21 protein-coding genes and 1 pseudogene are annotated in these 25253 nt (G+C 62.3%); 13 read left to right on the plus strand and 9 right to left on the minus strand.

What is annotated here, in order from left to right:
* Nucleotides 1–22 precede the first annotated feature (22 nt).
* The gene (locus VRB54_RS07185; RefSeq protein ID WP_338480135.1) at nucleotides 23–847 is read right to left on the minus strand and encodes an aspartyl/asparaginyl beta-hydroxylase domain-containing protein; all 825 of its coding nucleotides are present in this window, start codon (nucleotides 845–847) and stop codon (nucleotides 23–25) included.
* A 317-nt stretch (nucleotides 848–1164) separates the two neighbouring features.
* Here VRB54_RS07185 and fabV point away from each other — a divergent pair, with 317 nt between their 5' ends.
* A complete protein-coding gene (gene fabV / locus VRB54_RS07190; protein ID WP_338480136.1) occupies nucleotides 1165–2358 on the plus strand; it encodes an enoyl-ACP reductase FabV in 1194 nt (397 codons plus the stop codon).
* A gap of 151 nt (nucleotides 2359–2509) precedes the next feature.
* Nucleotides 2510–3133 carry an HAD family phosphatase gene (locus tag VRB54_RS07195; protein ID WP_338480137.1) on the plus strand — a complete coding sequence of 208 codons (624 nt, stop codon included), beginning with the start codon at nucleotides 2510–2512 and terminating at the stop codon, nucleotides 3131–3133.
* On the opposite strand, the gene VRB54_RS07200 is transcribed toward VRB54_RS07195, so the two are convergent.
* Nucleotides 3130–4035: a LysR family transcriptional regulator gene (locus VRB54_RS07200; RefSeq protein WP_338480138.1), complete on the minus strand. Its 906-nt coding sequence runs from the start codon at nucleotides 4033–4035 to the stop codon at nucleotides 3130–3132. The genes VRB54_RS07195 and VRB54_RS07200 overlap by 4 nt on opposite strands.
* Nucleotides 4036–4138: 103 nt before the next feature.
* Between VRB54_RS07200 and VRB54_RS07205 the strand changes: the two genes are divergently transcribed.
* A complete protein-coding gene (locus VRB54_RS07205) occupies nucleotides 4139–5308 on the plus strand; it encodes an aspartate aminotransferase family protein (protein ID WP_338480139.1) in 1170 nt (389 codons plus the stop codon).
* Between the two features lie 30 nt (nucleotides 5309–5338).
* Here the strand turns inward: VRB54_RS07205 and punR are convergent, their stop codons facing one another.
* Entirely contained in the window at nucleotides 5339–6253 is a 915-nt protein-coding gene (gene punR, locus VRB54_RS07210; RefSeq protein WP_338480140.1) for a DNA-binding transcriptional activator PunR, read from the minus strand.
* Between the two features lie 122 nt (nucleotides 6254–6375).
* Here punR and punC point away from each other — a divergent pair, with 122 nt between their 5' ends.
* Together punC and VRB54_RS07220 are read left to right on the plus strand one after the other, a co-directional pair.
* A complete protein-coding gene (punC, locus tag VRB54_RS07215) occupies nucleotides 6376–7566 on the plus strand; it encodes a purine nucleoside transporter PunC (protein ID WP_338480141.1) in 1191 nt (396 codons plus the stop codon).
* Nucleotides 7567–7643: 77 nt separating this feature from the next.
* Nucleotides 7644–9146, plus strand: coding sequence for a nucleobase:cation symporter-2 family protein (locus tag VRB54_RS07220; protein WP_338480142.1), 1503 nt, complete (start codon nucleotides 7644–7646; stop codon nucleotides 9144–9146).
* A 39-nt stretch (nucleotides 9147–9185) separates the two neighbouring features.
* On the opposite strand, the pseudogene VRB54_RS07225 reads toward VRB54_RS07220, so the two are convergent.
* Together VRB54_RS07225 and VRB54_RS07230 are read right to left on the minus strand one after the other, a co-directional pair.
* Nucleotides 9186–10117, minus strand: a pseudogene (locus VRB54_RS07225) (proline iminopeptidase-family hydrolase).
* A 93-nt stretch (nucleotides 10118–10210) separates the two neighbouring features.
* On the minus strand, nucleotides 10211–10975 hold the full coding sequence (locus tag VRB54_RS07230) for a LuxR family transcriptional regulator (protein WP_338480144.1): 765 nt from the start codon (nucleotides 10973–10975) through the stop codon (nucleotides 10211–10213).
* Nucleotides 10976–11158: 183 nt separating this feature from the next.
* Between VRB54_RS07230 and VRB54_RS07235 the strand changes: the two genes are divergently transcribed.
* Genes VRB54_RS07235 through VRB54_RS07260 form a run of 6 tightly spaced genes read left to right on the plus strand, consistent with a single transcriptional unit; the run spans nucleotide 11159 to nucleotide 17323 of the window.
* Entirely contained in the window at nucleotides 11159–12046 is an 888-nt protein-coding gene (locus VRB54_RS07235) for a proline iminopeptidase-family hydrolase (protein ID WP_338480145.1), read from the plus strand.
* Between the two features lie 3 nt (nucleotides 12047–12049).
* Nucleotides 12050–12997, plus strand: coding sequence for an ABC transporter permease (locus tag VRB54_RS07240; protein ID WP_057009602.1), 948 nt, complete (start codon nucleotides 12050–12052; stop codon nucleotides 12995–12997).
* The gene (locus VRB54_RS07245; protein WP_338480147.1) at nucleotides 12994–13851 is read left to right on the plus strand and encodes an ABC transporter permease; all 858 of its coding nucleotides are present in this window, start codon (nucleotides 12994–12996) and stop codon (nucleotides 13849–13851) included. The genes VRB54_RS07240 and VRB54_RS07245 overlap by 4 nt, the downstream gene beginning before the upstream one ends.
* Complete coding sequence (locus tag VRB54_RS07250; RefSeq protein ID WP_338480148.1) at nucleotides 13848–14804, plus strand: ABC transporter ATP-binding protein; 957 nt, start codon at nucleotides 13848–13850, stop codon at nucleotides 14802–14804. The genes VRB54_RS07245 and VRB54_RS07250 overlap by 4 nt, the downstream gene beginning before the upstream one ends.
* A complete protein-coding gene (locus tag VRB54_RS07255; protein ID WP_338480149.1) occupies nucleotides 14801–15772 on the plus strand; it encodes an ABC transporter ATP-binding protein in 972 nt (323 codons plus the stop codon). The genes VRB54_RS07250 and VRB54_RS07255 overlap by 4 nt, the downstream gene beginning before the upstream one ends.
* A gap of 36 nt (nucleotides 15773–15808) precedes the next feature.
* Entirely contained in the window at nucleotides 15809–17323 is a 1515-nt protein-coding gene (locus tag VRB54_RS07260; protein WP_338480150.1) for an ABC transporter substrate-binding protein, read from the plus strand.
* Nucleotides 17324–17393: 70 nt separating this feature from the next.
* Here VRB54_RS07260 and VRB54_RS07265 read toward each other — a convergent pair whose 3' ends face one another.
* From VRB54_RS07265 to VRB54_RS07280, 4 genes are all read right to left on the minus strand, one after another.
* The gene (locus VRB54_RS07265) at nucleotides 17394–18134 is read right to left on the minus strand and encodes a YciK family oxidoreductase (protein WP_338480151.1); all 741 of its coding nucleotides are present in this window, start codon (nucleotides 18132–18134) and stop codon (nucleotides 17394–17396) included.
* Nucleotides 18135–18212: 78 nt separating this feature from the next.
* Complete coding sequence (mupP, locus tag VRB54_RS07270) at nucleotides 18213–18884, minus strand: N-acetylmuramic acid 6-phosphate phosphatase MupP (RefSeq protein ID WP_338480152.1); 672 nt, start codon at nucleotides 18882–18884, stop codon at nucleotides 18213–18215.
* A gap of 4 nt (nucleotides 18885–18888) precedes the next feature.
* A complete protein-coding gene (gene ubiG / locus VRB54_RS07275; protein WP_057009609.1) occupies nucleotides 18889–19587 on the minus strand; it encodes a bifunctional 2-polyprenyl-6-hydroxyphenol methylase/3-demethylubiquinol 3-O-methyltransferase UbiG in 699 nt (232 codons plus the stop codon).
* 62 nt (nucleotides 19588–19649) lie between these two features.
* Nucleotides 19650–20981: a TRZ/ATZ family hydrolase gene (locus tag VRB54_RS07280; protein ID WP_322213005.1), complete on the minus strand. Its 1332-nt coding sequence runs from the start codon at nucleotides 20979–20981 to the stop codon at nucleotides 19650–19652.
* A gap of 109 nt (nucleotides 20982–21090) precedes the next feature.
* Between VRB54_RS07280 and mtnA the strand changes: the two genes are divergently transcribed.
* Both mtnA and gyrA read left to right on the plus strand, forming a co-directional pair.
* Nucleotides 21091–22161, plus strand: a complete 1071-nt coding sequence (gene mtnA, locus VRB54_RS07285) for an S-methyl-5-thioribose-1-phosphate isomerase (protein WP_338480154.1) — start codon at nucleotides 21091–21093, stop codon at nucleotides 22159–22161.
* A gap of 425 nt (nucleotides 22162–22586) precedes the next feature.
* Complete coding sequence (gene gyrA / locus VRB54_RS07290; protein ID WP_209980365.1) at nucleotides 22587–25241, plus strand: DNA gyrase subunit A; 2655 nt, start codon at nucleotides 22587–22589, stop codon at nucleotides 25239–25241.
* The last annotated feature ends 12 nt before the right edge of the window (nucleotides 25242–25253 follow it).

Genomic DNA, 25253 nt, shown 5'->3' on the forward strand with positions numbered 1-25253 from the left:
CACCCCCATCATGCCGCAGAACCTACTGAATCAGCTTCCAGTTTTTGTAGAAAACCCGACGCAGGGTAAAGACCAGGCCGGCAAAACCGGCGATCACGGCGTTCAGCACCGAGGGCAGCATCGTTGGCCGCACGATGTCGATAAACAGGCAGTAACGCTTCGCGTCGTTCTTGTTGAAGGAGGCGTGCATCAGCGTGTCATCGAAAATAAACAGCGGGTCGTCGTGCCAGTAGTGTTTGTGTTTGCCGACCTGGATGTACACGCCTTCGTGGTGCGGTGCCGGCGCCATGTTGTAGAGCACGCGAAACATCATGCGCAGCGGGCCGAAGTGAAACGAAGTGGAGCGGTTTTCGTTGAACACAGATACGCCGATGGTTTTCACGAACGGCAGCTTCTTGCGCAGTTGCGGAATATCCAACGTGGTTTCGATCGGACGGCCGTACCACTGGAAAAACAGCATGCCGCGCTTTTTCTCGGCCATGCGCGTATCCAGGTAGCCGATGATTTCATCCTTGTGGGCCATGGCGTCGTCGATCACCTGTTGCAGGTCCTCGCGCCAGGTCGGCGGCAGGTCATGCATCGTATAAACATGGCGATTACGGCGGCTCAGCAGGTCGAGCAGGGTGTTGAACGGTGCCAGCACCCAGGTGTTGCGTCCGTTTCCGATGAAATATTTCTTGATGGTGTCGCGGTCGTACAGGCCGTTGCGCAGGAAGTCGTACACACCGCACACCAGCACCAGCCCAAGGAACACCGCCGAGGTCAGGGGGAATAGACCAATGATAAGCAGGACGCCCGCTACCCAGGCGAGCGACACTGCTCTTTTACGTAAAACGGACTTGCTCATCAAACTCAGCTCCAGCTGGACGCCATTCGACAGGTCCGGATCCATGGCTGCGAGTGGTGGGTTTTGAAACATATTGAAACAATCCGTTCATGATAAAGGCGTTCTACCGTCAGCGGGCGTTTTAAGTAGTGGGAAATTGTGAAGACTGCGTTCAGTTTTTAACCCTAGCCGCACTTGGCAGACTGTGCGGATTGGATTTTGTAAACGGAAGATTTGCGACTATCGTGACGCTTCGGTTTTTTGGGCGTCATAGACCGGTACGATTAAGTTGAATGGCCACCATTGGCCTTCGGCACCTTGGAAGAGGCAGAATTTTTATGATCATCAAACCGCGGGTTCGTGGCTTCATCTGTGTGACCGCTCACCCTGTTGGCTGTGAAGCGAATGTCAAAGAGCAGATCGACTACGTGACTCAACATGGCGTTATCGAGGGCGGCCCCAAAAAGGTGCTGGTACTCGGCGCTTCCACTGGCTACGGCCTGGCCGCGCGCATCAGTGCTGCGTTTGGCTGTGGCGCCGACACGCTGGGCGTGTTTTTTGAGAAGGAAGGCGAAGAGGGCAAACTCAGTTCCGCCGGCTGGTACAACAGCGCGGCGTTCGAGAAGTTTGCCGTCGAGAAAGGCCTGTACGCCAAGAGCATCAACGGCGACGCGTTCTCCGACGAGATCAAGCGCCTGACCATCGACACCATCAGGAAAGACCTGGGCAAGATCGACCTCGTGGTCTACAGCCTGGCCGCGCCGCGCCGTACCGACCCGCAGGGCGTGGTGCACACCTCCACCCTCAAACCGATTGGCAAGGCCGTGACCCTGCGCGGCATCAACACCGACAAGGGCGTCGTGGTCGACACCACGCTTGAACCGGCCACCCAGGAAGAAATCGACGGTACTGTGAAAGTCATGGGCGGCGAAGACTGGCAGTTGTGGATCGACGCCCTGCGCGACGCCGACGTACTGGCCGAAGGCGCCAAGACCACAGCGTTCACCTACCTCGGCGAAAAGCTGACCCAGGACATCTACTGGAACGGTTCCATCGGTGAAGCCAAGAAAGACCTGGATAAAAAAGTCCTGACCCTGCGCGACAACCTCGCGGCGCTCAAGGGCGATGCCCGTGTGTCGGTGCTTAAGGCCGTGGTCACCCAGGCCAGCTCGGCGATCCCGATCATGCCGCTGTACCTGTCGCTGCTGTTCAAGGTGATGAAGGAGCAAGGCACCCACGAAGGCTGCATCGAGCAGGTTTATGGCCTGTTCAAGGACAGCCTGTACGGCAGCGAGCCCAAGCTGGATGCCGATGGCCGTCTGCGCGCCGACCTGGCCGAGCTGGAGCCGAAGGTCCAGGACGCTGTGGCCGCATTGTGGAACCAGGTGACCGACGACAACGTCAACGAGATCAGCGATTTCGCCGGCTACAAGGCTGAGTTCCTGCGCTTGTTCGGTTTTGAGGTCGACGGCGTGGACTACGATGCCGACGTGAACCCGACCGTGAAGATCAATGGTTTGATCCAGGCCTGAGACGCGGTTTAAAGAATGTGGGAGGAGCAAGCCCCCTCCCACATTTGCTTTGTGTGTTTCTCAGAAGCTTCCTACGTGCTGACGCGCAGCTCCCGCCTGACAAACTCTGCCAGACTCCTTCGGCTATCACGCCATGCCAACGGAGGATCTGATGACGATTCGTGCAGTAGTTTTCGATTTCGGCGGTGTCCTGTTCGACTGGAGCCCGCTGCACCTGTACCGCAAGCTGATTGCCGACGACCATGAACGCCAGTGGTTCCTGGACAACATCTGCACCCAGGCCTGGAACACCGAGCAGGATGCCGGCCGCCCCCTGGCCGAGGCCACCCGCACGCTGATTGATCAATACCCGCACCACGACACCCTGATCCGCGCCTACTACGACCGCTGGCCTGAAATGCTGCGTGGCCCATTACCCGAAGGCGTGGCGATTCTCAAGGCCTTGCACGCCGTCAATATGCCGCTGTTCGGGCTTACCAACTGGTCCGCTGAAACCTTCCCCTACGCCCGCACCAACTACCCGTTCCTGCAGTGCCTGCGCGATATCGTCGTGTCCGGCGAGTTGAAGCTGATCAAGCCCGATCCCGCGATCTATCACGCCAGCCTCGGACAGGTGCGCGCCCACCTGCCGGATATCCAGGCGGGAGAAGTGGTGTTTATCGATGATGTGGCCGGCAATGTCGAGGCCGCCATCGCTCTGGGCTGGCAGGGCATTCATCATCTGTCAGCCGAGCGCACTGCCGCGCAGTTGCGTGGGTTGGGTGTGGGCTTTTAGCGCGCGAACTGTTCCATCACGAAGTCGACGAACGCGCGCAGCTTCGGCAAACGGTAGCGGTCCTGGCGATACACCAGGTGCATGGGGCGGCTGGGCAGTTGGTAGGTGGGCAGCAAGGCCACCAGCTTGCCGGCTTCCAGGTCCGGCCGCACCAGCGCATCGGGCAACATGACGATCCCCATGCCGTGTACGGCTGCCTGACGCAGGCCTTGTGAACTGTTGAGGGTCAGTGAGCCGGACACCTCGACCTCGATTTCCCCTTCGGCGCCGGTCATGCGCCAGAGTTTGTCGGCGTTGCGCCAATCGTCAGCGGCGGGGTAGGCGAAGGCGAGGCAGTCGTGTTGCCGCAGGTCTTCGGGTGTCTGCGGGGTGCCCTGGCGTGCCAGGTAATCCGGTGACGCGCACAGGGTGATGGTGTAGTCCTGCAATGGGCGAGCGATGAGGCCGGGTGTTTCCAGTTCACCCAGGCGGATGGCGACGTCGAAGCCGCTGTCGATCAGGTCCATACGCTCGTTGCTGAGCACCACATACAGCTTGATCAGCGGGTAGCGGCGGGAGAACTCACTCAGCGCCGGCGCGAGGCGCTCGGTGCCAAAGGCCGGCGGTGCGGTGATGCGCAAGGTGCCCTTGGGAATCTCGCTGTGGGCCTGTTCGGCCAGGTGCTCGGAGTCGGCCACCAGCCCCAGCACTTCCAGGCAGCGCTGGTAATACTGGCCGCCGAACTCCGTGAGGCTTTGCTTGCGCGTGGTGCGCTTGAGCAGGCTCACGCCCAGGCGCTGTTCCAGCGCGCGCAGGTGGTTGCCGACCATGGTGGTCGACAGGCCGCACGCCTGGGCGGCGGCGGTCATGCTGCCGCTTTCGACCACCTTCACGTACACCGACATTGCCTGGAACAAATCCATTATCAAGCCCTGCTTTAAAGTCATTGCACGAAAGCGGAGTTTATCCAGCTGACGTGGCTAACGATACTTCAAGTCACCCCAACAAGACACTGGACCCGCCACCATGACCGCCGCCTGCCTGATGAGCACTTATCAACCCCTGGCCCTGAGCTTCACTCGTGGCCTTGGCACACGCCTGTGGGATCAGCAGGGGCTTGAGTACCTGGACGCAGTGGCGGGCGTTGCGGTGACCAACGTCGGGCACTCCCATCCCAAACTGGTGAGCGCCATCAGCGAACAGGCCGGCCTGCTGTTGCACACCTCCAACCTCTACAGCATCGACTGGCAACAGCGGTTGGCCCTGCGGCTGACGCAGTTGTCCGGTTTGGACCGGGCGTTTTTCAACAACTCCGGTGCCGAGGCCAACGAGACGGCACTCAAGCTTGCCCGCTTGCATGGCTGGAAAAAGGGCATTGAGCAGCCGTTGGTGGTGGTGATGGAAAACGCCTTTCACGGCCGCACTCTCGGCACCATGGCGGCCAGTGACGGGCCTTCGGTGCGCTTGGGGTTTCAGCGTCTGCCGGGAGATTTCATCAAGGTCGGCTTTGGTGATCTGCACGCCCTGGACGCGATCACCGCGCAATGGGGCACGCGCATCGCGGCGGTTTTGCTGGAACCGATCCAGGGCGAAAGTGGCGTGCTGATAGCGCCGCCGGGCTATCTGAAAACCCTGCGCGACCATTGCACACGCCACGGCTGGCTGATGATGCTCGACGAGATCCAGACCGGCATCGGCCGCACCGGCACCTGGTTTGCCTTTGAGCATGAAGGCATCGTGCCGGACGTGATGACCCTGGCCAAAGGCCTAGGCAACGGCGTGCCCATCGGCGCCTGCCTGGCCAAGGCCTCGGTCGCTCAATTGTTCACGCCGGGCAGTCACGGCAGCACCTTTGGTGGCAACCCGCTGGCGTGCCGTGTGGGTTGCACGGTGCTGGACATCATCGAAGAACAAGGTCTGTTGCACAACGCGGCGCGCCAGGGCGGGCACCTGCTGGCGCGGTTGCGCATGGAGCTGGACGAGTGCGCGCAGGTGGTAGCGATTCGCGGTAAAGGCTTGATGATTGGTATCGAACTGGCCATTCCCTATCGTGACCTGGCCCGACGCGCCGCCCATGAACATGGACTGCTGATCAACGTGACCCGGGGCAAGATCATCCGTCTGTTGCCTCCGTTGACCCTGGACGGCAAGGAAGTGGAAATGATCGTGCGGGCCATCACCCGACTGCTGAACTGAAAAAATGCAGTCTCACTGTGGGAGGGGGCTTTAAAGGTCAGCGCCATTGAGCCACTCCTGGTTCAGCGTCTCGGTGTCTCCCAGATACTCCAGCAACCACGCCATGGCCGGCGACAGTCTGTTTTGCGCCCAGGCCACGCACGAGGGGCTCGCGGGGAAGGGGCGGTGCAGTTGCAGCGCCATCAACTCGCCACGCTCGATCCACGGCAACACCTGATGCGCCGGTGCCATGCCGACGCATAGACCGTCGCGCAGGCAGTCGATGGCCGAGGACCAGTTGGGCACCACCAGCCGCCGTTGATTGTTCAGGGTCCAGGTGTCGCGCTTGGGCAGGTTGCGGGAGGTATCGGTCATGCACAGCGAGGCGAACGGGCGCAGTTGATCGTCGCTGAGCAAGCCGTCCACTGCCGCCAACGGATGCCTGGCGCTGACCACGCACAGCCAGTTCATAAGGCCCATGTCACGAAAGGTGAAATGGCTGGCCACCGGCACCGCACTGGTGGCGCCGATCACGATGTCGGTGCGTTCATCGGTGAGGGCATCCCACACGCCGTTGTACACCTCGTATTCCAGCAACAACTCGACCTCGGGAAACTGCCGGTAGAAATCCAGCACCAGTTGCCGACAGCGCTGCGGTTTGACGATGGAATCCACCGCTACCTTCAACTGACCGCTCCAGCCATTGGCCACCTGCTGGCACAAGCGCCGGGTGCCGAGCATTTTTTTCATCACGCCACGGGCTTCATCAATAAACAGACGGCCGGCGGGCGTCAATTCCACATCCCGGTGGCGGCGGATGAACAGCGGCACCGCCAGCCATTCTTCGAGCTGCCGCACGGTGTAGCTGATGGCAGACGGCACTCGGTGCAGCTCCTGGGCGGCGGCGCTGAAGCTGCCATGACGCGCCACGGCATCCACCACATCCAGGGAATATTCGGACCACATATGCGGCTGCCTTCAAAATAGTTGATAGGAGTGTCCAATTATTCTCGCTTCACACAGGATCTGTCAGCTTCATAATGGGCGCCAGTCAGCAAATAGTTTGATGGCAAGGTTGAAAGGCTTCAATGAAAAATTCGTTTGGTTTTATCGGGTATCTGGCGGGGCTGAGCATGCTCGGTTATCTCGCCATGGACATGTACTTGCCGGCGTTCGGCGCCATGGGCGAGCAGTTGCAGATCGGCGCGGGCGCAGTGGGCGCCAGCCTGAGTGTTTTCCTCGCAGGGTTTGCCGTGGGCCAGTTGCTCTGGGGCCCGCTGTCGGACCGCCTCGGGCGCAAGCCGATCCTGCTGACAGGCCTGAGCCTGTTCGTGCTGGGTTGTGCCGGGATGTTCTGGGTCGAGACCGCGCCGCAGTTGCTGGCCTTGCGTTTCATCCAGGCCATTGGCGTGTGTGCCGCCGCCGTGAGCTGGCAAGCGCTGGTGATCGACCGCTACCCGGCCGACAAGGCCCATCGCGTGTTCGCCAGCATCATGCCGCTGATGTCGTTGTCGCCGGCCTTGGCGCCGCTGCTGGGGGCGATGGTGTTGAACCATTTTGGCTGGCAGGCGATTTTCGCGGTATTGCTCGGGGTGTCGCTGTTGTTGTTGCTGCCCACCCTGTTCCTGCGCAGCCCGCCGAAACGCCCTGCAGACAAACCGGCAGCACGCATCGGCTACGCCCAGTTGCTCGCCTCGCGAGTGTTCACCGGCAATGTGATGATCTTTGCCGCATGCTCCGCAAGCTTCTTCGCCTGGCTCACCGCTTCGCCGTTCATCCTCGGGGGCATGGGCTACAGCCCCAGCGATATTGGCCTGAGCTATGTAGTGCCGACGCTGGCCTTCCTGATGGGCGGCTACAGTTGCCGCAGTGCGCTGCAACGCTTGGAGGGCAAGGCGCTGCTGCCGTGGCTGCTGGTGGCGTATTGCATCAGCATGGTGGCGCTGTACCTGGTCGCCACCTTTACCGTGCCGACCCTTACCACCTTGCTGATTCCCTTTTGCCTCATGGCGTTGGTCAACGGTGCGAGCTACCCCATCGTGGTGGCGAACGCGCTGATGCCGTTCGCGGAAAACTCCGGCAAGGCGGCGGCGCTGCAAAACACGTTGCAACTGGGCCTGTGTTTTTTCGGCAGCCTGCTGGTGTCGTCGCTGCTCGACCAGCCGCTGATGATCACCGTGAGCGTGATGCTGGCAACCGCGCCGGTGGCGGTGTTGGGTTATTGGCTGGCGCGGCCGAGAGCTGAGTGCGGCACGCTGGCGAGTGACATGTCCGGTTGATTGTATACAACTCTATGGACATATAGTCTTCACATTGCATACAGTGGTCTCACAACAAAAACAGAGACCCTCTCACCATGACTATCCCGAAGGCATCACCGCAGCGGCCAGAAGATGAGAATCTGGGCGTCGCCGCCAACCTGGCGTACGGCCTGCAGCATGTGCTGACCATGTACGGCGGCATCGTTGCCGTGCCGCTGATCGTTGGCCAGGCGGCCGGGTTGGCGCCGGCGGAGATCGGCCTGCTGATCGCCGCATCGCTGTTTGCCGGTGGCCTGGCGACCCTGTTGCAGACCCTTGGCGTGCCGTTTTTCGGCTGCCAGTTGCCACTGGTGCAGGGCGTGTCGTTCGCGGGCGTGGCAACCATGGTGGCGATTATCGGCAACGACGGCGCGGCGGGGCTGCCGGCGGTTCTCGGGGCGGTGATGGCCGCGTCGCTTATCGGCTTGTTGATCACCCCGGTGTTCTCGCGGATCACCCGTTTTTTTCCGCCGCTGGTGACCGGTATCGTGATCACCACCATCGGCCTGACCCTGATGCCCGTGGCCGCGCGCTGGGCCATGGGCGGCAACAGCCAGTCGGCAGACTTCGGCAGCGTGCCGAATATCGGCCTGGCTGCGCTGACGCTGGTACTGGTGCTGTTGCTGAGCAAGATCGGCAGCGCGGCCATCTCACGGTTGTCGATCCTGTTGGCGATGGTGATCGGCACCGTGATTGCGGTGGTGCTCGGCATGGCGGATTTTTCCGGCGTGACCCAGGGGCCGATGTTCGGTTTTCCCGCGCCCTTGCACTTCGGCATGCCCACCTTTCAGGTGGCCGCGATCCTTTCCATGTGCATCGTGGTGATGGTGACGCTGGTGGAAACCTCGGCGGACATCCTCGCGGTGGGTGAGATCATCGACACCCGGGTCGACTCCAAACGCCTGGGCAATGGCCTGCGTGCCGATATGCTGTCGAGCCTGTTCGCGCCGATCTTCGGCTCGTTCACCCAAAGCGCGTTCGCCCAGAACGTGGGTCTGGTGGCCGTTACCGGGGTGAAGAGCCGCTTTGTGGTGGCGACGGGCGGGGCGTTCCTGGTGATCCTCGGCCTGCTGCCGTTCATGGGCCGGGTGATTGCGGCCGTGCCCACGTCGGTGCTGGGCGGCGCGGGCATCGTGTTGTTCGGCACCGTGGCGGCCAGCGGTATTCGCACGCTGTCGAAGGTGGATTACCGCAACAACATGAACCTGATCATCGTCGCCACGTCCATCGGTTTTGGCATGATTCCGATTGCCGCGCCGAGCTTCTATGACCAGTTCCCCGGCTGGTTCGCGACCATTTTTCATTCAGGGATAAGTTCGTCGGCGATCATGGCGATTGTGCTGAACCTGGCATTCAATCACTTCACCGTCGGCAACTCGGACCAGCAGTCTGTGTTCGTGGTCGGCACCGAGCGCAGGCTGTGTTTTCACGATGTGGCGGCGTTGCGTGATGGCGATTATTTCCGCGGCGGCAAACTGTTCGATGCCGAGGGGAAGGAGGTTCCGTTGTTGGCCGACATTCCAGGGAAAACAGCGAAACCTGAAATCACTGAGGTATGAATGCGAGAGGGGGATTGTCACCCCCCTCGCACCGCCTGTTCAGCCGGCCTTGAGTTCACCGTGCCGTACCGAACATACCTCATCCAGAAACTTCACCACCGTGCCCATGCACGCCTGGCGTTCTTCCACATGGGGCATGTGGCTGGAGTCTTCAAACAGTGCCCAGCGTACATCGGTGATCTCATCCAGAAACGGCTTGACTACCAGCGGCGTGGCCTCATCGTGCCGCCCGGAGATCACCAGCGTCGGCACGTTGATCGCCGAGAGCCGGCCGATCACGTTCCAGTCCTTCAAGCTGCCGATCACATGGAACTCGGTCGGGCCGCTCATGGCGTGGTACACCGTCGGGTCGGCGTCGACCTGGGCGAAGGTGCGCGCCACTTCTTCGGGCCACGGGTTGACCCGGCACACGTGCTGGTCATAGAAAACTCGCGAGGCGGCGAGGTATTCCGGGTCCTGGTAGGTGCCGGCTGCTTCGTGCTTGAGCAGGGTTTCATCGACGCCTTCGGGCAACAGTTTGCGCAGGCGGTTGGCTTCGCTGACCCAGGTGCGCATGCAGGTGGGCGAGTTGGCCGGGATGAAGGCGCGCAGGCCCTTGGGTTGCGCAATGGCGTGCTCGCTGCCGAGCATGCCGCCCCAGGATTGCCCGAGGATTGCGTAGTCATTGCTGATTTGCAGGTGGTCCAGCAGGTTGTTCAACTCATCGAGGAACAGGCTGACGGTCCAGAAGGAGGGGGCTTGTCGGGCAGGTGGGTGGAGCGGCCATTTCCCAGTTGATCGTAGTGGATCACCGCGTGGCCGCTGGCGGCGACGTCCTTGAACGCGTCGACGTAATCATGGGTGCAGCCGGGACCGCCATGAATGATGACCAGCGGCGTACGCCCGGTGCTCAGGTCGCCGGTGACCCGGTACCAGGTCTGGTAGGCGCCGAAGGCCGCGTAGCCTTCGCGGATTTTGTCGATGAATTCCATTTCGTACCCTGCTCTGAAAAAAATGATCAGGGCTACGATAGTTGGCTTGGGCGATTCAGGTAACTAGCAAAACAGCTAGGTTTTGCCGAGCGGTCAGTCTTCCAGCAAACGGTAATGGCTGGCACGCACCACCGCCTGCACGCGGTTCCTGGCCCCCAGCTTGTGCATCGCCGAGGCCAGGTGCAGGGTGACCACCGCCAGCGAGCGGCTCAACTGCGCAGCGATTTCGGCGGCGGTCATGCCCTCGGCGGCCCATTTGAGGCACTCGCGCTCGCGTTTGGTCAGGTGTACATGGGGGTAGGTGCGCAGCTCTTTGCTGAACAGCGGGTAGGCCGCTTCCTGCAAGGCGTGGGTAATCAGGCTGAAGTCCGGCAGCGTGTGCCGGGCATCCTGCAGCACCGCGCCGGCGCTGCCGGTGCGCAGGCCGGTCAGTGAAGCGAAGCCGCCTCGCGGCAAGTGGATGGGCACGCTGACGCCGCAGGTCAGTTGCTGGTCGTGCAGGTAGGAGGACACCGGGGCGTGGCAGGGGTCGATGATGGTTTGCAGCGCGGTTTCGGCCTTGGCCTCGTAGGACCACACGAACGGCGACACCGTGCGCAGGGCCAGGTGTTGCACCGGATCGATCTGGTAGAAACCTTCGTTGCACCACAACGCGTGCCAGTCGGGCGGGGTATTGCGCAGTTCCAGCACCGAGGGCGTGATCAGGCTGCCGTCGTGGTCGATCGGCACCGGGGTGTAGTCGTACACCAGCGCATCGAACCCCAGCTGCTGGGCAAGCAGAAACGTATTGTCCATCTGCTCATCCAGGCTCCTGCCCGGCATCAGACGATTGTTGATGGCAGTTAGCTTGGCCAGCATCCGTTCTGCTCCCGAATTCATTTGAATCTCGACTTGCGGCAAGTAGAATGCCACGCCCCGGCGAAGGACTGCCAGACCAAACCTATAAGAACTACTAGGTTATGGACACGCGGCATCCTCGGTAGTGTTGGCCTGATCAGCGGCCACTGCCAGCCAGGCCGATACCACACAAGGAATGTACGCATGTGGCGTGAAATTGCCCCCGACCAGCAGTTCAACGTGCAAGTCGACGGCCACAACCTCGTGGTCTACAGCTTCGGCGAAGGCGATGAGGTGTTGCTGTGCCTCAACGGCGGCCCGGGCCTGCCGTGTGACTACTTGCGCGACGCCCATGGCTGGCTCAAGGACCATAACCTGCGAGTGGTTGCATTCGACCAGCTTGGCACGGGCGCTTCTGCCAGACCCACCGACGTCTCCTTGTGGGAAATCGGCCGTTATGTCGAGGAAGTCGAAACCGTACGCCACACCCTGGGCCTGGGCCGCGTGCATATGCTCGGCCATTCCTGGGGCGGCTGGCTCGGCATCGAATACGCCATTCATTACCCGCACGCGCTGAAAAGCCTGATCCTGGAAAATACCGTCGGCGACATCCCGCACCTGTCCCAGGAGCTGCAACGCCTGCGCGGCGCCCTCGGCAGCGAGACCGTGGCGATGATGCAGCGCCACGAAGCCATGGGCACCCTCGACCACCCGCAGTACCAGGCCGCAATCACCTTGCTCAACTATCGCCATGTGTGCCGCCTGGACGAGTGGCCAGAACCGGTCAAACGCTCCCTTGGCGACTGGAACATGGGGCCTTACGAAACCATGCAGGGCCCCAACGAATTCCTCTATATCGGCAACCTCAAGGACTGGAACCGCCTTGAGGAGATGGCCGCCTTCAGCATGCCGATCCTGATCACCACCGGCCAGCACGACGAACTCACGCCGGCCTGCGCACTGCGCATGAAACTGGCAGCCCGGCACGCCGAGTTGCATGTGTTCCCCAACAGCAGCCATATGCCGTTCTACGAAGAACCCGAGGCGTATTTTCCGGTGCTGCTGGACTTTCTCGCGCGTCATCGAGGCTGACGAATGAACCTTGCGCGCTACCGTTTTGTGCTGTCCCGGCCGCTGCAATTGCTGCCGGTGCTGTTTGGCATCAGCCTGATCACCTTTGTGCTGGTGCGCTCGATCCCCGGCGACCCGGCGCGGGCCTTGCTCGGCTCGCGCAGCACGCCGGACGCGTTGCTGAAGATTCGCGCGCAGTTTGGCCTCGACCAGCCGCTGTGGCTGCAATATTTCTACTTCCTGAAAAACCTGCTCAAGGGCGACCTCGGCCAGTCCCTGCTGTACAAAGTCGATGCCCTGAAGCTGATCGTGACCCGCATCGAACCGACCCTGGTGCTGGTGCTCGGCAGCGTGCTGCTGGCGCTGCTGATCGCGGTGCCGCTGGCCACGGTGGCGGCGCGTCGCAAAGGTGGCTGGGCGGACAACCTGATCCGCGTGTTCACCACGCTGGGCCTGGGCATGCCGGCGTTCTGGCTGGGCCTGATGCTGATTCTTGTGCTGAGCGTGCAATGGGGGCTGTTCCCGGTGTCCGGTTACGGCCGGACCTGGCTGGACAAGGCGCACCACATGGTGCTGCCGTGCCTGACCATTGCCCTGGCGCTCTCGGCAGTGCTGGTGCGCAACCTGCGGGCGAGCATGTTGATGGAATTGCAGGCCGACCATGTCACCGCCGCCCGGGCCCGTGGGCTATCGGAAGCGGCGGTGTTTCGCCGGCATGTGCTGCCCAATTCCCTGGTGCCGGCGGTCAACCTGCTGGCGGTGAATATCGGCTGGTTGATCAGTGGCACGGTGGTTATCGAAAGCCTGTTCGCCATTCCCGGCATCGGCCAGTTGCTGGTACGCGGCATTTTTACCCGCGATTACATGGTGGTGCAGGGCGTGGCGATGGTGCTGGCGTGCGCGACGGTGCTGGTCAACTTCATCGCGGACGTAGTGACCGTGACCCTCGACCCACGGGTGAAGATGCAATGAGCAGCCCTCCGATGATTGCGCCATGGCGCCTGCGCCTGCGGCTGGGCTTTCGCAATGGCCGGCTGACCGCCGCGTGGGGGCTTTTGGTATTGCTGGTGTGGCTGGCCCTGGCGCTGTTTGCGCCCTGGGTCGCGCCCTATGACCCGATTGCGCAGAACACCGAATTCAGCCTGCTGGCGCCGAGCCTGGCGCACCCGTTCGGCACCGACAACTATGGGCGCGACATCCTGTCCCGGGTGATCTGGGGCGCGCGGATTGACCTGCAACTGGCCATTGTCGGCGTGATCTTCCCGTTCATGATCGGTACCTTCGTCGGCGCAGTGTCCGGCTATGTCGGCGGGCGCTTCGACAGCGTCTGCATGCGCGTGATCGACGTGATCCTGGCGTTCCCGTTCCTGGTGTTGATGCTGGCGATCATGGCCATCCTCGGCCCGGGCCTGAAGAGTTTTTATATCGCCATGGCGCTGGTGGGCTGGGTGTCGTACGCGCGGCTGATCCGCTCGCAGATTCTGGTGCTCAAGGAAAGCGAGTTCGCCCTGGCTGCCAGAAGCCTGGGCTTTGGCCATGGGCGCATCCTGTTCCGGCATTTGCTGCCCAACGCGATGTTTGGCTCGATTGTGTTTTCCATGTCGGATGCGGTGCTGGTGCTGCTCAACGGCGCTGCCGTGAGTTACCTGGGCCTGGGCGTGCAGCCGCCGACGGCCGAGTGGGGCACCATGGTGGCGGAAGGGCAGGCATTCATCACCACGGCCTGGTGGATCTGCACCTTTCCAGGGCTGGCCATCGTGACCCTGGCCATGGGCTTCAGCCTGCTGGCCGACGGCGTGGCGCAGGTATTGGGAGACCGCACATGAGCCTGCTGCAGGTGCGCGACCTCAGCGTGATCGCCAACAACGCCGGGCGCGATGTCACGCTGGTCGACCGGGTGTCCTTCGACCTGGCCGAAGGCGAAATCCTCGGCCTGGTGGGCGAGAGCGGCTCGGGCAAGACCATGGCCTGTCGCGGCTTGATGCGCCTGCTGCCGTCGCCGAACCTGCGGGTGCAAGGCGGCACTGTACGGCTGGTCGGCCAGGACCTGTTGCAGCTTGACGATGCCGGCATGCGCGCGGTGCGTGGCGGACAATTGGGCATGATCTTCCAGAACCCCAGCAGTCACCTCGACCCGCTGATGCGCATCGGCGAGCAGATCGCCGAAGGCATCCGCCTGCATCAAGGCGCATCGAAAAAGGAGGCGCGCCTGCAGGCCATCGAGGTGTTGCGCCAGGTGGGCATTCCCGACCCGCAGGCGCGGGTCGACAACTTTCCCCATGAGTTTTCCGGCGGCATGCGCCAGCGCGCAATGATCGCCGTGGCGCTGGGCTGCAACCCGAAGGTGCTGATCGCCGACGAGCCGACCACGGCGCTCGACGTGACGGTACAGGCGCAGATCCTGCGGCTGTTGCTGGACCTGCGTGACACGCGCGGCCTGTCGCTCATCATGATCACCCACGACCTCGGCGTGGTGGCGCAGACCTGTGACTCCATCGCCGTGATGTATGCCGGTCGCCTGTGCGAACACGGCAGCAAGTACGAGCTGCTGGCCCGTCCGCAGCATCCGTACACCGCCGGCCTGATCGACTGCCAGCCCGCTCACAGCAGCGGTCACGCGTTGCTGCGTACCATCCCCGGCCAGCCGCCGTTGCTGGATGCGCTGCCGTCCGGTTGCCGTTTCAATCCACGCTGTCCGCAGGTGGGCGTGTTGTGCACCGAGGTGCTGCCCCAGGGCGCGCGGGTGGCGTGCCACTATCCACTGGGAGAGCGCCCATGAGCCTGTTGCAGATCAAGGATCTTGAGGTGAAGTTTGCCGCGTCCGGCACCGGCTTGTTCGGCTTGAACAAGCAGTGGGTGAGGGCGGTGAACGGGGTGTCGCTGAACCTGGAGGCGGGGCAAACCCTCGGTCTGGTGGGCGAGTCCGGCAGCGGCAAAAGCACCCTGGGCCGCGCGATTTTGCACCTCAATCCCATCAGTGGTGGTCAGGTGCTGTTCGATGGCATCGACATGGCCCACGGCAGCGCCATCGACATCGCCCGCCTGCGCCATGAAACCGCGATGATCTTCCAGGACCCGTACGCGGCGTTGAATCCGCGCCAGACCATCGGCGAAACCCTCGCCGAAGTGTTGCGGGTGCAGCGCAAAGTCGCGCCGCAGCAGATCCCGGCGCGCGTGAATGAATTGCTCGATCTGGTCGGCCTGCGCCCCGAGCTGGCGTCACGCAAGCCTGGCTCCCTCAGCGGCGGCCAGTGTCAGCGCGTCGGCATCGCCCGCGCGCTGGCGGTGGAGCCGCGCCTGATCATTGCCGACGAGTGTGTGGCGGCGCTGGATGTGTCGATCCAGGGCCAGATCATCAACCTGCTGCTGGAACTGCAACAGCGCATGAACCTGGCGATTCTGTTTATCTCCCACGACCTCGCCATCGTGCGCCGCCTGTGCGATCGCGTGGCGGTGATGTACCTGGGCAAGATCGTGGAAGAAGGGCCGGTGGAAGCAGTGTTCACCGCGCCCCGTCATCCGTACACGGCGGCGCTGATCCAGGCAATCCCGGAGATCGATCCTCATCGGCCGTTACCTGCCGAGCCGCTGCCGGGCGAGCCACCCAGCCCGCTGAACCTGCCCGACGGCTGCGCGTTTCACCCGCGTTGCCGGCATGCGCGGGCCATGTGTTCCGTGGTGTTGCCGCCCACCCATTTCCTGCACGAGCATCGGTACAGTTGCGTGCTTGAAGAACCTCTGCTTTGACCCACCCCCTGCCATTCATAGACAAGGAGTTATGACATGCAATCACGCCATTTGAAGTTGCTTGCCGCCGCCACATTGACCGCCTGGTCCCTCACCGCCGGGTTGGCCCAGGCCGCCGGGGTGCTGACCATCGGCTGCCGCGAGGACAGCACCACGTTCGACCCGATCAAGAGCGCGCAGAACCGCGACACCTGGGTGTTCGCCAACGTCTACGACACCTTGGTGCGGGTGGATAACCTGGGTACCAAAATGGAGCCTGGCCTGGCCGAAAGCTGGGAGATTTCCAAGGACGGCCTGACCTACACGTTCAAGCTGCGTGACGCGAAATTCTCCGACGGCTCGGCAATCACCGCTGCCGATGCGGCCTTCAGCCTGCTGCGTATTCGTGACAACAAAGCCTCGCTGTGGGCCGACCCGTTCAACCTGATCAACACCGCCAAGGCTGCCGACGCGAAAACCCTGGTTGTCACCCTGAAGACCCCGGCCGTGGCTTTCCTGTCGCAACTGGCGTCGCCTACCGTTTCGATCCTGTCGGAAAAAGCCATGACCGACATGGGCGAAGACGCCTACTCGGAAAATCCGGTGACCTCCGGCGCGTTCACCGTGGAGGAGTGGCGCAAGGGCGACCGTGTGATCCTGAAAAAGAACCCGAACTTCTGGCAGGCCAAAAACGTCAGCCTCGATGGTGTGGAATGGGTGTCGGTGACCGACGACAACACGCGCATGCGCATGGTGCAGAACAACGAGCTGGACACGGCGATCTTCGTCCCGTTTTCACGGGTTGAAGAGCTGAAGAAAGACAGCAACGTAGTGATCCACGCCGACCCGTCCACCCGTGAGGATCACCTGCTGATCAACCACGCCCACGGCCTGCTGGCCAAACAGCAAGTGCGTGAAGCGCTGGACATGGCTATCGACAAGCAGTCGCTGGTGAAGGCCGCCACCTACGGTCAGGGCACCGTGGCCTATTCCTACATTCCGAAAGGCTCGCTGTACCACTACGCCGACAACCTGCAACGCCCGTACGACCCGACCGCCGCCAAAAAGCTGCTGGAAGCGGCCGGTGCCAAGGACTTGAAGCTCAACTACGTGGTCAACGCCGGCAACGAAGCCGACGAGCAGATTGCGGTGATTATCAAGGACCAGTTGGCCAAGGTCGGCGTCACCGCCAACCTGCAGAAGGTCGACCCGACCCAGAGCTGGCAGATGCTGGTGGACGGTGAGTACGATATTTCGGTGATGTACTGGACCAACGACATCCTCGACCCGGACCAGAAGACCACCTTCGTGCTGGGCCACGACACCAACCAGAACTACATGACCCGCTACAAGAACGACAAGGTCAGGGAATTGGTAGCCGCCGCGCGGATCGAGGCTGACCCGGTCAAGCGCGGGCAGATGTATGTGGAGTTGCAGAAGTTGGCGAAACAGGACGTGAACTGGATCGATCTGTATTACAGCCCCTACATCAATATCTCGCGCAAGAACGTGAGCAACTTCCTGCAAAATCCTCTGGGCCGCTTCACCCTCGAAGAGGTGGTGAAGAACTGACCTTGCAAACCAGATGTGACAGGGTACCTGTGGCAAGCCCGCTCGCCACAAGGCCCCTCCCAAACTGGGATTACTGCGCGTCGAATGCCTGCCCACTCACTCCGGCACTGTCCGGGCCCATCAGGTACAGGTACACCGGCATGATCTCTTCCGGTGCCGGCCTGTCCATCGGGGTTTCTCCGGGATACGCCTGGGCGCGCATGCTGGTGCGCGTGCCGCCCGGGTTGATGCTGTTGGCGCGTACCGCCGCCACGTCTTCCAGCTCATCGGCCAGGGTCTGCATCAAGCCTTCGGTGGCGAACTTCGACACCCCATAGGCGCCCCAATAGGCCCGGCCCTTGCGTCCGACGCTGCTGGAGGTGAACACCACTGACGCATCCTGGGACAGCTTGAGCAGCGGCAGCAGGGTGCGGGTCAGCATGAACATCGCGTTGACGTTCACCTGCATCACCTGCATGAAGTGTTCGCCGGACAACTGCTCAAGCGGCGTGCGCGGGCCGATGATGGAGGCGTTGTGCAACAAACCGTCGAGGCGGCCGAAGGCCTTTTCGATCATCACGGCCAGCTCATCGTATTGATGGGGCAGGGCGGTCTCCAGGTTGAACGGAATCACCACCGGTTGTGGCTGGCCGGCGGCTTCGATGTGGTCATACACCTCGGCCAGGTTGGCTTCTGTTTTGCCCAGCAACAGCACGGTGGCGCCATGGGCCGCATAGGTTTTCGCCGCTGCAGCGCCGATCCCGCGACCGGCACCGGTTACCAGGATCACCCGGCCTTTGAGCAGTTCCGGGCGTGCTGAGTAATCAAACATAAACAACCTCGACTTTGAAAACACTGACTATCCCCCTCCCACACTGGATGTTCAGGGGGCAACAAGACCTTGCAACACTCAGCAGCTGCACAGTGCGTTATCCAGCACCTTGCGCAGTTCCAGCGGGTGGTCCACCACCACGTCGGCGCCCCAGTGACGCGGGTTGTCGTCCGGGTGGATGTAGCCGTAGGTGACCGCAGCGGTACGCGTGCCGGCGTCACGGCCGGATTCTATATCGCGCAGGTCATCGCCCACGAACAGCACGCTGGCCGGGTCGAGGTCGAGCATCTTGCACGCCAGGATCAGCGGCTCCGGGTCCGGTTTGCTGTTTTTTACGTGGTCCGGGCAGATCAGCAAGGCCGAGCGCTCGACCAGGCCCAGTTGCTGCATGATCGGCTCGGCGAAGCGCAGTGGCTTGTTGGTGACCACGCCCCAGATCAGTTTGGACTTCTCGATGTCCTGCAGCAGTTGCTCCATGCCGTCGAACAACGTGCTGTGGATGGCGCAGCCCTTGAGGTAGCGCTCGAGGAATTCCTGGCGCAGGTCTTCAAAGCCTGGAGATTCGGGGTCCATCGAGAAGGTCACCGCGACCATCGCCCGTGCGCCGCCGGAGATTTCATCACGCACATGCTCGGGGTTGATCGGCGCCAGGCCGCGGTCGGCGCGCATGGCCTGGCAGATGGCGATAAAGTCCGGCGCAGTGTCCAGCAAGGTACCGTCCATATCGAAGAGAACTGCTCGCAGCTTCACAGGCTCACTCCTCGCGCAGGGTCTGGATCATGTAGTTGACATCAACGTCGTTGGCCAGCTTGTAGTGCTTGGTCAGCGGGTTGTAGGTCAGGCCGATGATGTCCTTGACGGTCAGGCCGGCCTGACGGCTCCAGGCGCCCAGCTCGCTCGGGCGGATGAATTTCTTGAAGTCATGGGTGCCGCGCGGCAGCAGCTTCATGATGTATTCGGCGCCGATGATCGCGAACAGGTAGGCCTTGGGGTTGCGGTTGATGGTGGAGAAGAACACCTGGCCGCCGGGCTTGACCATGCGGAAACAGGCGCGGATCACCGACGACGGGTCCGGCACGTGTTCCAGCATCTCAAGGCAGGTGACCACGTCGAACTGCTCGGGCATCTCTTCGGCCAGGGCTTCGGCGGTGATCTGGCGGTATTCGACGCTGACGCCCGACTCCAACTGGTGCAGCTGGGCCACGGCCAGCGGCGCTTCGCCCATGTCGATGCCGGTCACGGTGGCACCGCGCAGGGCCATGGCTTCACTGAGGATACCGCCGCCGCAGCCCACGTCCAGCACCTTCTTGCCGGCCAGGTTGACGCGTTCATCAATCCAGTTGACCCGCAGCGGGTTGATGTCGTGCAGGGGTTTGAATTCGCTTTCGCGGTCCCACCAGCGATGGGCCAGGGCTTCGAATTTGGCGATTTCGGCGTGGTCGACGTTGCTCATGGTCAATCCTCTGAATCTGATAATCGGTTGGTCGGTGCTGAACGTGCGGTCCAGCGCCTTCGTTATTCGTTATGCCCGCTGATGCGTTGGCCCCAGGCGATGGCCTTGGCGGTCAACTGTTGTTCATCCATGCGGGTCAGTTGCCGGTCGTCGAGCAACTGCTTGCCGGCGACCCACAGGTGTTTCACGCACTCGCGCCCGGTGGCATAGATAAGTTGTGAGACCGGGTCAAAGATCGGTTGTTGCGCCAGGCCTGAAAGATCGAAGGCGACCATGTCGGCGGCCTTGCCCACTTCCAGTGAGCCGATCTGGCTTTCCAGGCCCATGGCCCGCGCGCCGTTGAGGGTGGCCATGCGCAAGGCGCGGTGGGCGTCCAGCGCGGTGGCCGAGCCGGCCACGGCTTTGGCCAGCAGCGCGGCGGTGCGGGTTTCGCCGAGCAGGTCCAGGTCATTGTTGCTGGCCGCGCCGTCGGTGCCGATGGCCACATTGACCCCGGCCTGCCACAGGCGCTCCACCGGGCAAAAGCCGCTGGCCAGTTTCAGGTTGGATTCGGGGCAATGAATGAGGCTGGTGTTGCTTTCGACCAGCAAGGCCAGGTCGTCCTCGCTGATCTGCGTCATGTGCACGGCCTGGAAGCGCGGGCCAAGCAAACCGAGGCGGCCCAGGCGCGCCAATGGCCGCTCGCCGGTCTGTTCGACGGCCTGCTGCACCTCGAAGGCAGTTTCGTGCACGTGCATCTGGATGACGGCGTCGAGCTCTTCGGCGATGACCCGCACCTTTTCCAGGTTGGCGTCGCACACCGTGTAGGGGGCGTGGGGGCCGAAGGCGATCTTGATGCGCGGGTGGTGCTTGAGGTCGCCGAACAGTTCGATGCCCTGGCGGATCGCCTCGTCGGCGCTGCTGGCGCCGGGGATCGGGAAGTCGAGGATCGGGATCGCGATCTGCGCGCGCATGCCGCTGTTGTGCACGCAGTCGCTGGCGACCTTGGGGTGGAAGTACATGTCGGCAAAACAGGTGATGCCGCCCATGAGCTGCTCGGCGATCGCGAGATCGGTGCCGTCGCGTACGAAGGCTTCATCGACCCACTTGGCCTCGGCGGGCCAGATGTGTTTTTCCAGCCAGGTCATCAGCGGCAGGTCGTCGGCCAGGCCGCGAAACAGGCTCATCGCCGCGTGCCCGTGGGCGTTGATCAGGCCGGGACTGAGCAGCATGCCCGGCAGCTCGCGCACTTCGTTGGCCGCCAGCTTCAACGCGGCCGCCCTTGGCCCGATAAAAGCAATGCAGCCATCGCGAATGCCCAGTGCATGCTCCTTGAGCACCACGCCGGCAGGTTCGACAGGTACCAGCCAGGTCGGCAGCAGCAATAAGTCGAGCGGGGCGGCAGTGGCGGTCATCGCAGGCTTCTTCCCTGGCAGCTATAAAAGAAGGGCGAAGTATACCCGAGCGTCCTGGCTGGCGGATCGCTATAATCGGCGGCTTTTGTTCATGAGTACGGGGTTAGGGATGCGCGACCGACTGTTGGCTGCACAGAAAGTGAAGGCCATCGAGTGGCGCGATGGCGCACTGTACCTGCTCGATCAGCGTACCTTGCCGGCCCGCCAGAGCTGGGTGGCCTGCTCGACAGCGGAGGAAGTGGCCACGGCCATTCGGGCGAGGGTGGTGCGCGGGGCATCGGCCATCGGTATCAGCGCCGCTTACGGTCTGGTGCTGGCCGCCCGCGCGCGTATCACCGAAGGTGATGACTGGCAGGCGGCGTGGGAGGACGACTACGCGCTGCTGGCCGATACCCGTCCGACCGCCGCCAATCTGTTCTGGGCACTCAAGCGCATGCGCGACCGCCTGGACCGCCTCAAGAAGCACGCCGACCCCCTGGCGGCGCTGGAAGCCGAAGCGATCACGATCCATGAGAGCGACCGTGAAGCCAACGTCGTCATGGCCCAATTGGGCATGGAGCGGATTCGCAAGCATCAGGGCAATGTCCAGGCGATCCTCACCCATGGCAACGCTGGCGCCCTGGCGACGGGCGGCGTTGGCACCGCGCTCGGCGTGATTCGCGCGGCCTTTTTGGAGGGCCTGGTCGAGCAGGTTTATGCCAACGAGACCCGCCCCTGGCTGCAGGGCTCGCGACTGACCGCCTGGGAGCTGGCGGGCGACGGGGTCCCGGTCACGGTGAATGCCGACTCTGCCGGCGCACATATCCTCAAGACCAAGGGCGTGACCTGGGTGGTCGTCGGCGCCGACTGCATTGCGGCCAATGGTGATGTGATCAGCACCATCGGCACCTACCAGTTGGCCGTGTGCGCCATGCACCATGGCGTGCGCTTCATGGTGGTGGCGCCGAGTTCGACGGTCGACCTGATGATGGCCACCGGCGAGGATGTGACGCTGGAAGAGCGCGATGTCGAGGAGTTGCTGGAGATTGGCGGCCAGCGCCTGGAGGTGCAGGCGTTGAATCCTGCGTTCGACGTGACGCCGGCCGATCTGATTGATGTGATCGTCACCGAAAAAGGTGTTGTGGAGCGGCCGGATACCGCCAAGCTGGCCAGGTTGATGTGCCGTAAGCGACTGCATTGACGGCTGTGGTGTCTGTGTCATTGCTGTCAGGGGCAAGCCCCCTCCCACATGTTTGACTGTGTTCACCATTCAAGTGTGGGAGGGGGCTTGCCCCCGATTCGCCCTCAAAGTCAATAAAACTCCCGGATTCACCATCAAAAAACACCACCACCCCACCTCTGAGCCCCTCTCGTCCCCCTCAAGCCTGTCACCGGTCAAATTACTGGCCTCCATGCGCATCAGGGGGATAGGTGCGTGGCGGCGATTGTGATAACATCCGGCGGTTTCCAGGGCCACCCAAAGGGGTTGCCTGTAACGTGCAGATCCGTGTCATAACTCGTTGATTTGTCGTAAGTCGTTGTCAGGCACCCTGCCGGCAGCGGCGAGCTTCGTTCATCCCGAATGGATGTGACGAGGTTTCACCCGAAAAAGGAATCAGGCTTCTCATGGGCGAACTGGCCAAAGAAATCCTCCCGGTCAATATCGAAGACGAGCTGAAACAGTCCTACCTCGACTACGCAATGAGCGTAATCGTGGGTCGGGCACTGCCTGATGCGCGCGATGGCTTGAAGCCCGTGCACCGGCGTGTGCTGTTCGCGATGAGCGAGCTGGGTAACGACTGGAACAAGCCGTACAAGAAATCTGCCCGTGTTGTCGGTGACGTGATCGGTAAGTATCACCCTCACGGCGACACTGCGGTGTACGACACCATTGTTCGGATGGCCCAGCCATTTTCCCTGCGCTACCTGCTGGTAGACGGCCAGGGCAATTTCGGTTCGGTCGACGGCGACAACGCCGCGGCCATGCGATACACCGAAGTGCGCATGACCAAGCTGGCGCACGAGTTGCTGGCCGACCTGCACAAGGAAACCGTGGACTGGGTGCCGAACTACGACGGCACCGAAATGATCCCGGCCGTCATGCCCACCCGTATTCCCAACCTGCTGGTCAACGGTTCCAGCGGTATTGCCGTGGGCATGGCCACCAACATTCCGCCGCACAACCTCGGTGAAGTCATCGACGGTTGCCTGGCCCTCATCGACAACCCCGAGCTGACTGTCGATGAGCTGATGCAATATATCCCCGGTCCGGACTTCCCGACCGCCGCGATCATCAACGGTCGTGCCGGCATCATCGAAGCCTATCGCACCGGTCGCGGCCGCATTTACATGCGCGCCCGCTCGATCATCGAAGACATCGACAAGGTCGGTGGCCGCCAGCAGATCGTCATCACCGAACTGCCGTACCAGCTCAACAAGGCGCGTCTGATCGAGAAGATCGCCGAGCTGGTTAAAGAGAAGAAACTGGAAGGCATCACCGAGCTGCGCGACGAGTCCGACAAAGACGGTATGCGTGTGGTGATCGAACTGCGTCGTGGCGAAGTGCCTGAGGTCATCCTCAACAACCTCTACGCCCAGACCCAGCTGCAAAGCGTGTTTGGTATCAACGTGGTTGCACTGATCGACGGCCGCCCACGCATCCTGAACCTCAAGGACCTGCTGGAAGCCTTCGTGCGTCACCGTCGCGAAGTGGTCACCCGCCGTACCGTGTTCGAACTGCGCAAGGCCCGCGAGCGCGGCCACATCCTGGAAGGCCAGGCGGTTGCGCTGTCGAACATCGACCCGGTGATCGCGCTGATCAAGGCTTCGCCGACGCCGTCTGAAGCCAAGGAAGCGCTGATCAAGATGCCGTGGGAATCCAGCGCCGTCGTGGCGATGGTTGAGCGCGCAGGCGCCGACTCCTGCCGTCCCGAGACCCTCGACCCGCAATACGGCCTGCGTGACGGCAAGTATTTCCTGTCGCCCGAACAGGCCCAGGCCATCCTCGAGCTGCGCCTGCACCGTCTGACCGGCCTTGAGCACGAGAAACTGCTGGCCGAATACCAGGAGATTCTCAACCAGATCGGCGAGCTGATCCGCATCCTCAACAGCGCTGTGCGCCTGATGGAAGTGATCCGCGAAGAGCTGGAAGTGATCCGCGCCGAATACGGCGATGTGCGCCGCACCGAAATCCTCGATGCCCGCCTCGACCTGACCCTGGGCGACATGATTCCGGAAGAAGACCGCGTGGTGACCATCTCCCACGGCGGCTATGCCAAGACCCAGCCGCTGGCGGCGTACCAGGCCCAGCGTCGTGGCGGTAAAGGCAAATCGGCTACCGGCGTGAAGGATGAGGACTACATCGCTCACCTGCTGGTCGCCAACAGCCACACCACGCTGCTGCTGTTCTCCAGCAAGGGCAAGGTGTACTGGCTCAAAACCTACGAAATCCCGGAGGCCTCCCGCGCCGCCCGTGGTCGTCCGCTGGTCAACCTGCTGCCCCTGGACAGTGATGAATACATCACCACCATGCTGCCGGTCGACGAGTACACCGAAGGTCACTTCATCTTCATGGCGACAGCCAAAGGCACCGTCAAGAAGACCCCGCTGGAATCCTTCAGCCGTCAGCGCAGCGTGGGCCTGATCGCCCTGGAGCTGGATGAGGGTGACGTATTGATCTCGGCCGCCATTACCGATGGCGCGCGTGAAGTGATGCTGTTCTCCGATGGCGGCAAGGTCACGCGCTTCAAGGAATCCGACGTGCGTGCCATGGGCCGTACCGCCCGTGGTGTACGCGGCATGCGTCTGCCGGAAGGGCAGAAGCTGATTTCGATGCTGATCCCGGAAGAAGGCAGCCAGATCCTCACCGCTTCGGCGCGTGGTTACGGCAAACGCACAGCCATCAGCGAGTTCCCCGAGTACAAGCGTGGCGGCCAGGGCGTGATCGCCATGGTCAGCAACGACCGCAACGGCCGTCTGGTCGGCGCGGTGCAGGTGCTCGACGGCGAGGAAATCATGCTGATTTCCGACCAGGGCACCCTGGTACGTACCCGTGTGGCCGAAGTCTCGAGCCTGGGCCGTAACACTCAGGGCGTAACCCTGATCAAGCTGGCCAAGGACGAGAAGCTGGTAGGCCTTGAACGTGTGCAGGAGCCTTCGGAAATTGAAGGCGAAGAGCTGGAAGGTGAAGAGTTTGACGGTGAGGTGATCGCAACCGGCGATGACAACATCGACGAGCCAACCCTCGATGCTGCCGCAGACGAAGAAGAACCGCAGGAATAAGCGGACACACAG

It is taken from the genome of Pseudomonas trivialis (assembly GCF_036864995.1).
GTDB lineage: Bacteria > Pseudomonadota > Gammaproteobacteria > Pseudomonadales > Pseudomonadaceae > Aquipseudomonas > Aquipseudomonas trivialis.

What these genes read in the sequence shown, in the direction of transcription:
- VRB54_RS07245 (WP_338480147.1), top strand. Translation starts at nt 12,994, where the DNA reads ATGAGCAGCCCTCCGATGATTGCGCCATGGCGCCTGCGCCTGCGGCTG.
- punC (WP_338480141.1), top strand. Translation starts at nt 6,376, where the DNA reads ATGAAAAATTCGTTTGGTTTTATCGGGTATCTGGCGGGGCTGAGCATG.
- VRB54_RS07235 (WP_338480145.1), top strand. Translation starts at nt 11,159, where the DNA reads ATGTGGCGTGAAATTGCCCCCGACCAGCAGTTCAACGTGCAAGTCGAC.
- ubiG (WP_057009609.1), bottom strand. Translation starts at nt 19,587, where the DNA reads ATGAGCAACGTCGACCACGCCGAAATCGCCAAATTCGAAGCCCTGGCC.
- VRB54_RS07200 (WP_338480138.1), bottom strand. Translation starts at nt 4,035, where the DNA reads ATGGATTTGTTCCAGGCAATGTCGGTGTACGTGAAGGTGGTCGAAAGC.
- mtnA (WP_338480154.1), top strand. Translation starts at nt 21,091, where the DNA reads ATGCGCGACCGACTGTTGGCTGCACAGAAAGTGAAGGCCATCGAGTGG.
- VRB54_RS07240 (WP_057009602.1), top strand. Translation starts at nt 12,050, where the DNA reads ATGAACCTTGCGCGCTACCGTTTTGTGCTGTCCCGGCCGCTGCAATTG.
- VRB54_RS07280 (WP_322213005.1), bottom strand. Translation starts at nt 20,981, where the DNA reads ATGACCGCCACTGCCGCCCCGCTCGACTTATTGCTGCTGCCGACCTGG.
- VRB54_RS07250 (WP_338480148.1), top strand. Translation starts at nt 13,848, where the DNA reads ATGAGCCTGCTGCAGGTGCGCGACCTCAGCGTGATCGCCAACAACGCC.
- VRB54_RS07220 (WP_338480142.1), top strand. Translation starts at nt 7,644, where the DNA reads ATGACTATCCCGAAGGCATCACCGCAGCGGCCAGAAGATGAGAATCTG.
- VRB54_RS07205 (WP_338480139.1), top strand. Translation starts at nt 4,139, where the DNA reads ATGACCGCCGCCTGCCTGATGAGCACTTATCAACCCCTGGCCCTGAGC.
- VRB54_RS07230 (WP_338480144.1), bottom strand. Translation starts at nt 10,975, where the DNA reads ATGCTGGCCAAGCTAACTGCCATCAACAATCGTCTGATGCCGGGCAGG.
- VRB54_RS07195 (WP_338480137.1), top strand. Translation starts at nt 2,510, where the DNA reads ATGACGATTCGTGCAGTAGTTTTCGATTTCGGCGGTGTCCTGTTCGAC.
- VRB54_RS07260 (WP_338480150.1), top strand. Translation starts at nt 15,809, where the DNA reads ATGCAATCACGCCATTTGAAGTTGCTTGCCGCCGCCACATTGACCGCC.
- fabV (WP_338480136.1), top strand. Translation starts at nt 1,165, where the DNA reads ATGATCATCAAACCGCGGGTTCGTGGCTTCATCTGTGTGACCGCTCAC.
- punR (WP_338480140.1), bottom strand. Translation starts at nt 6,253, where the DNA reads ATGTGGTCCGAATATTCCCTGGATGTGGTGGATGCCGTGGCGCGTCAT.
- VRB54_RS07185 (WP_338480135.1), bottom strand. Translation starts at nt 847, where the DNA reads ATGAGCAAGTCCGTTTTACGTAAAAGAGCAGTGTCGCTCGCCTGGGTA.
- VRB54_RS07265 (WP_338480151.1), bottom strand. Translation starts at nt 18,134, where the DNA reads ATGTTTGATTACTCAGCACGCCCGGAACTGCTCAAAGGCCGGGTGATC.
- VRB54_RS07255 (WP_338480149.1), top strand. Translation starts at nt 14,801, where the DNA reads ATGAGCCTGTTGCAGATCAAGGATCTTGAGGTGAAGTTTGCCGCGTCC.
- gyrA (WP_209980365.1), top strand. Translation starts at nt 22,587, where the DNA reads ATGGGCGAACTGGCCAAAGAAATCCTCCCGGTCAATATCGAAGACGAG.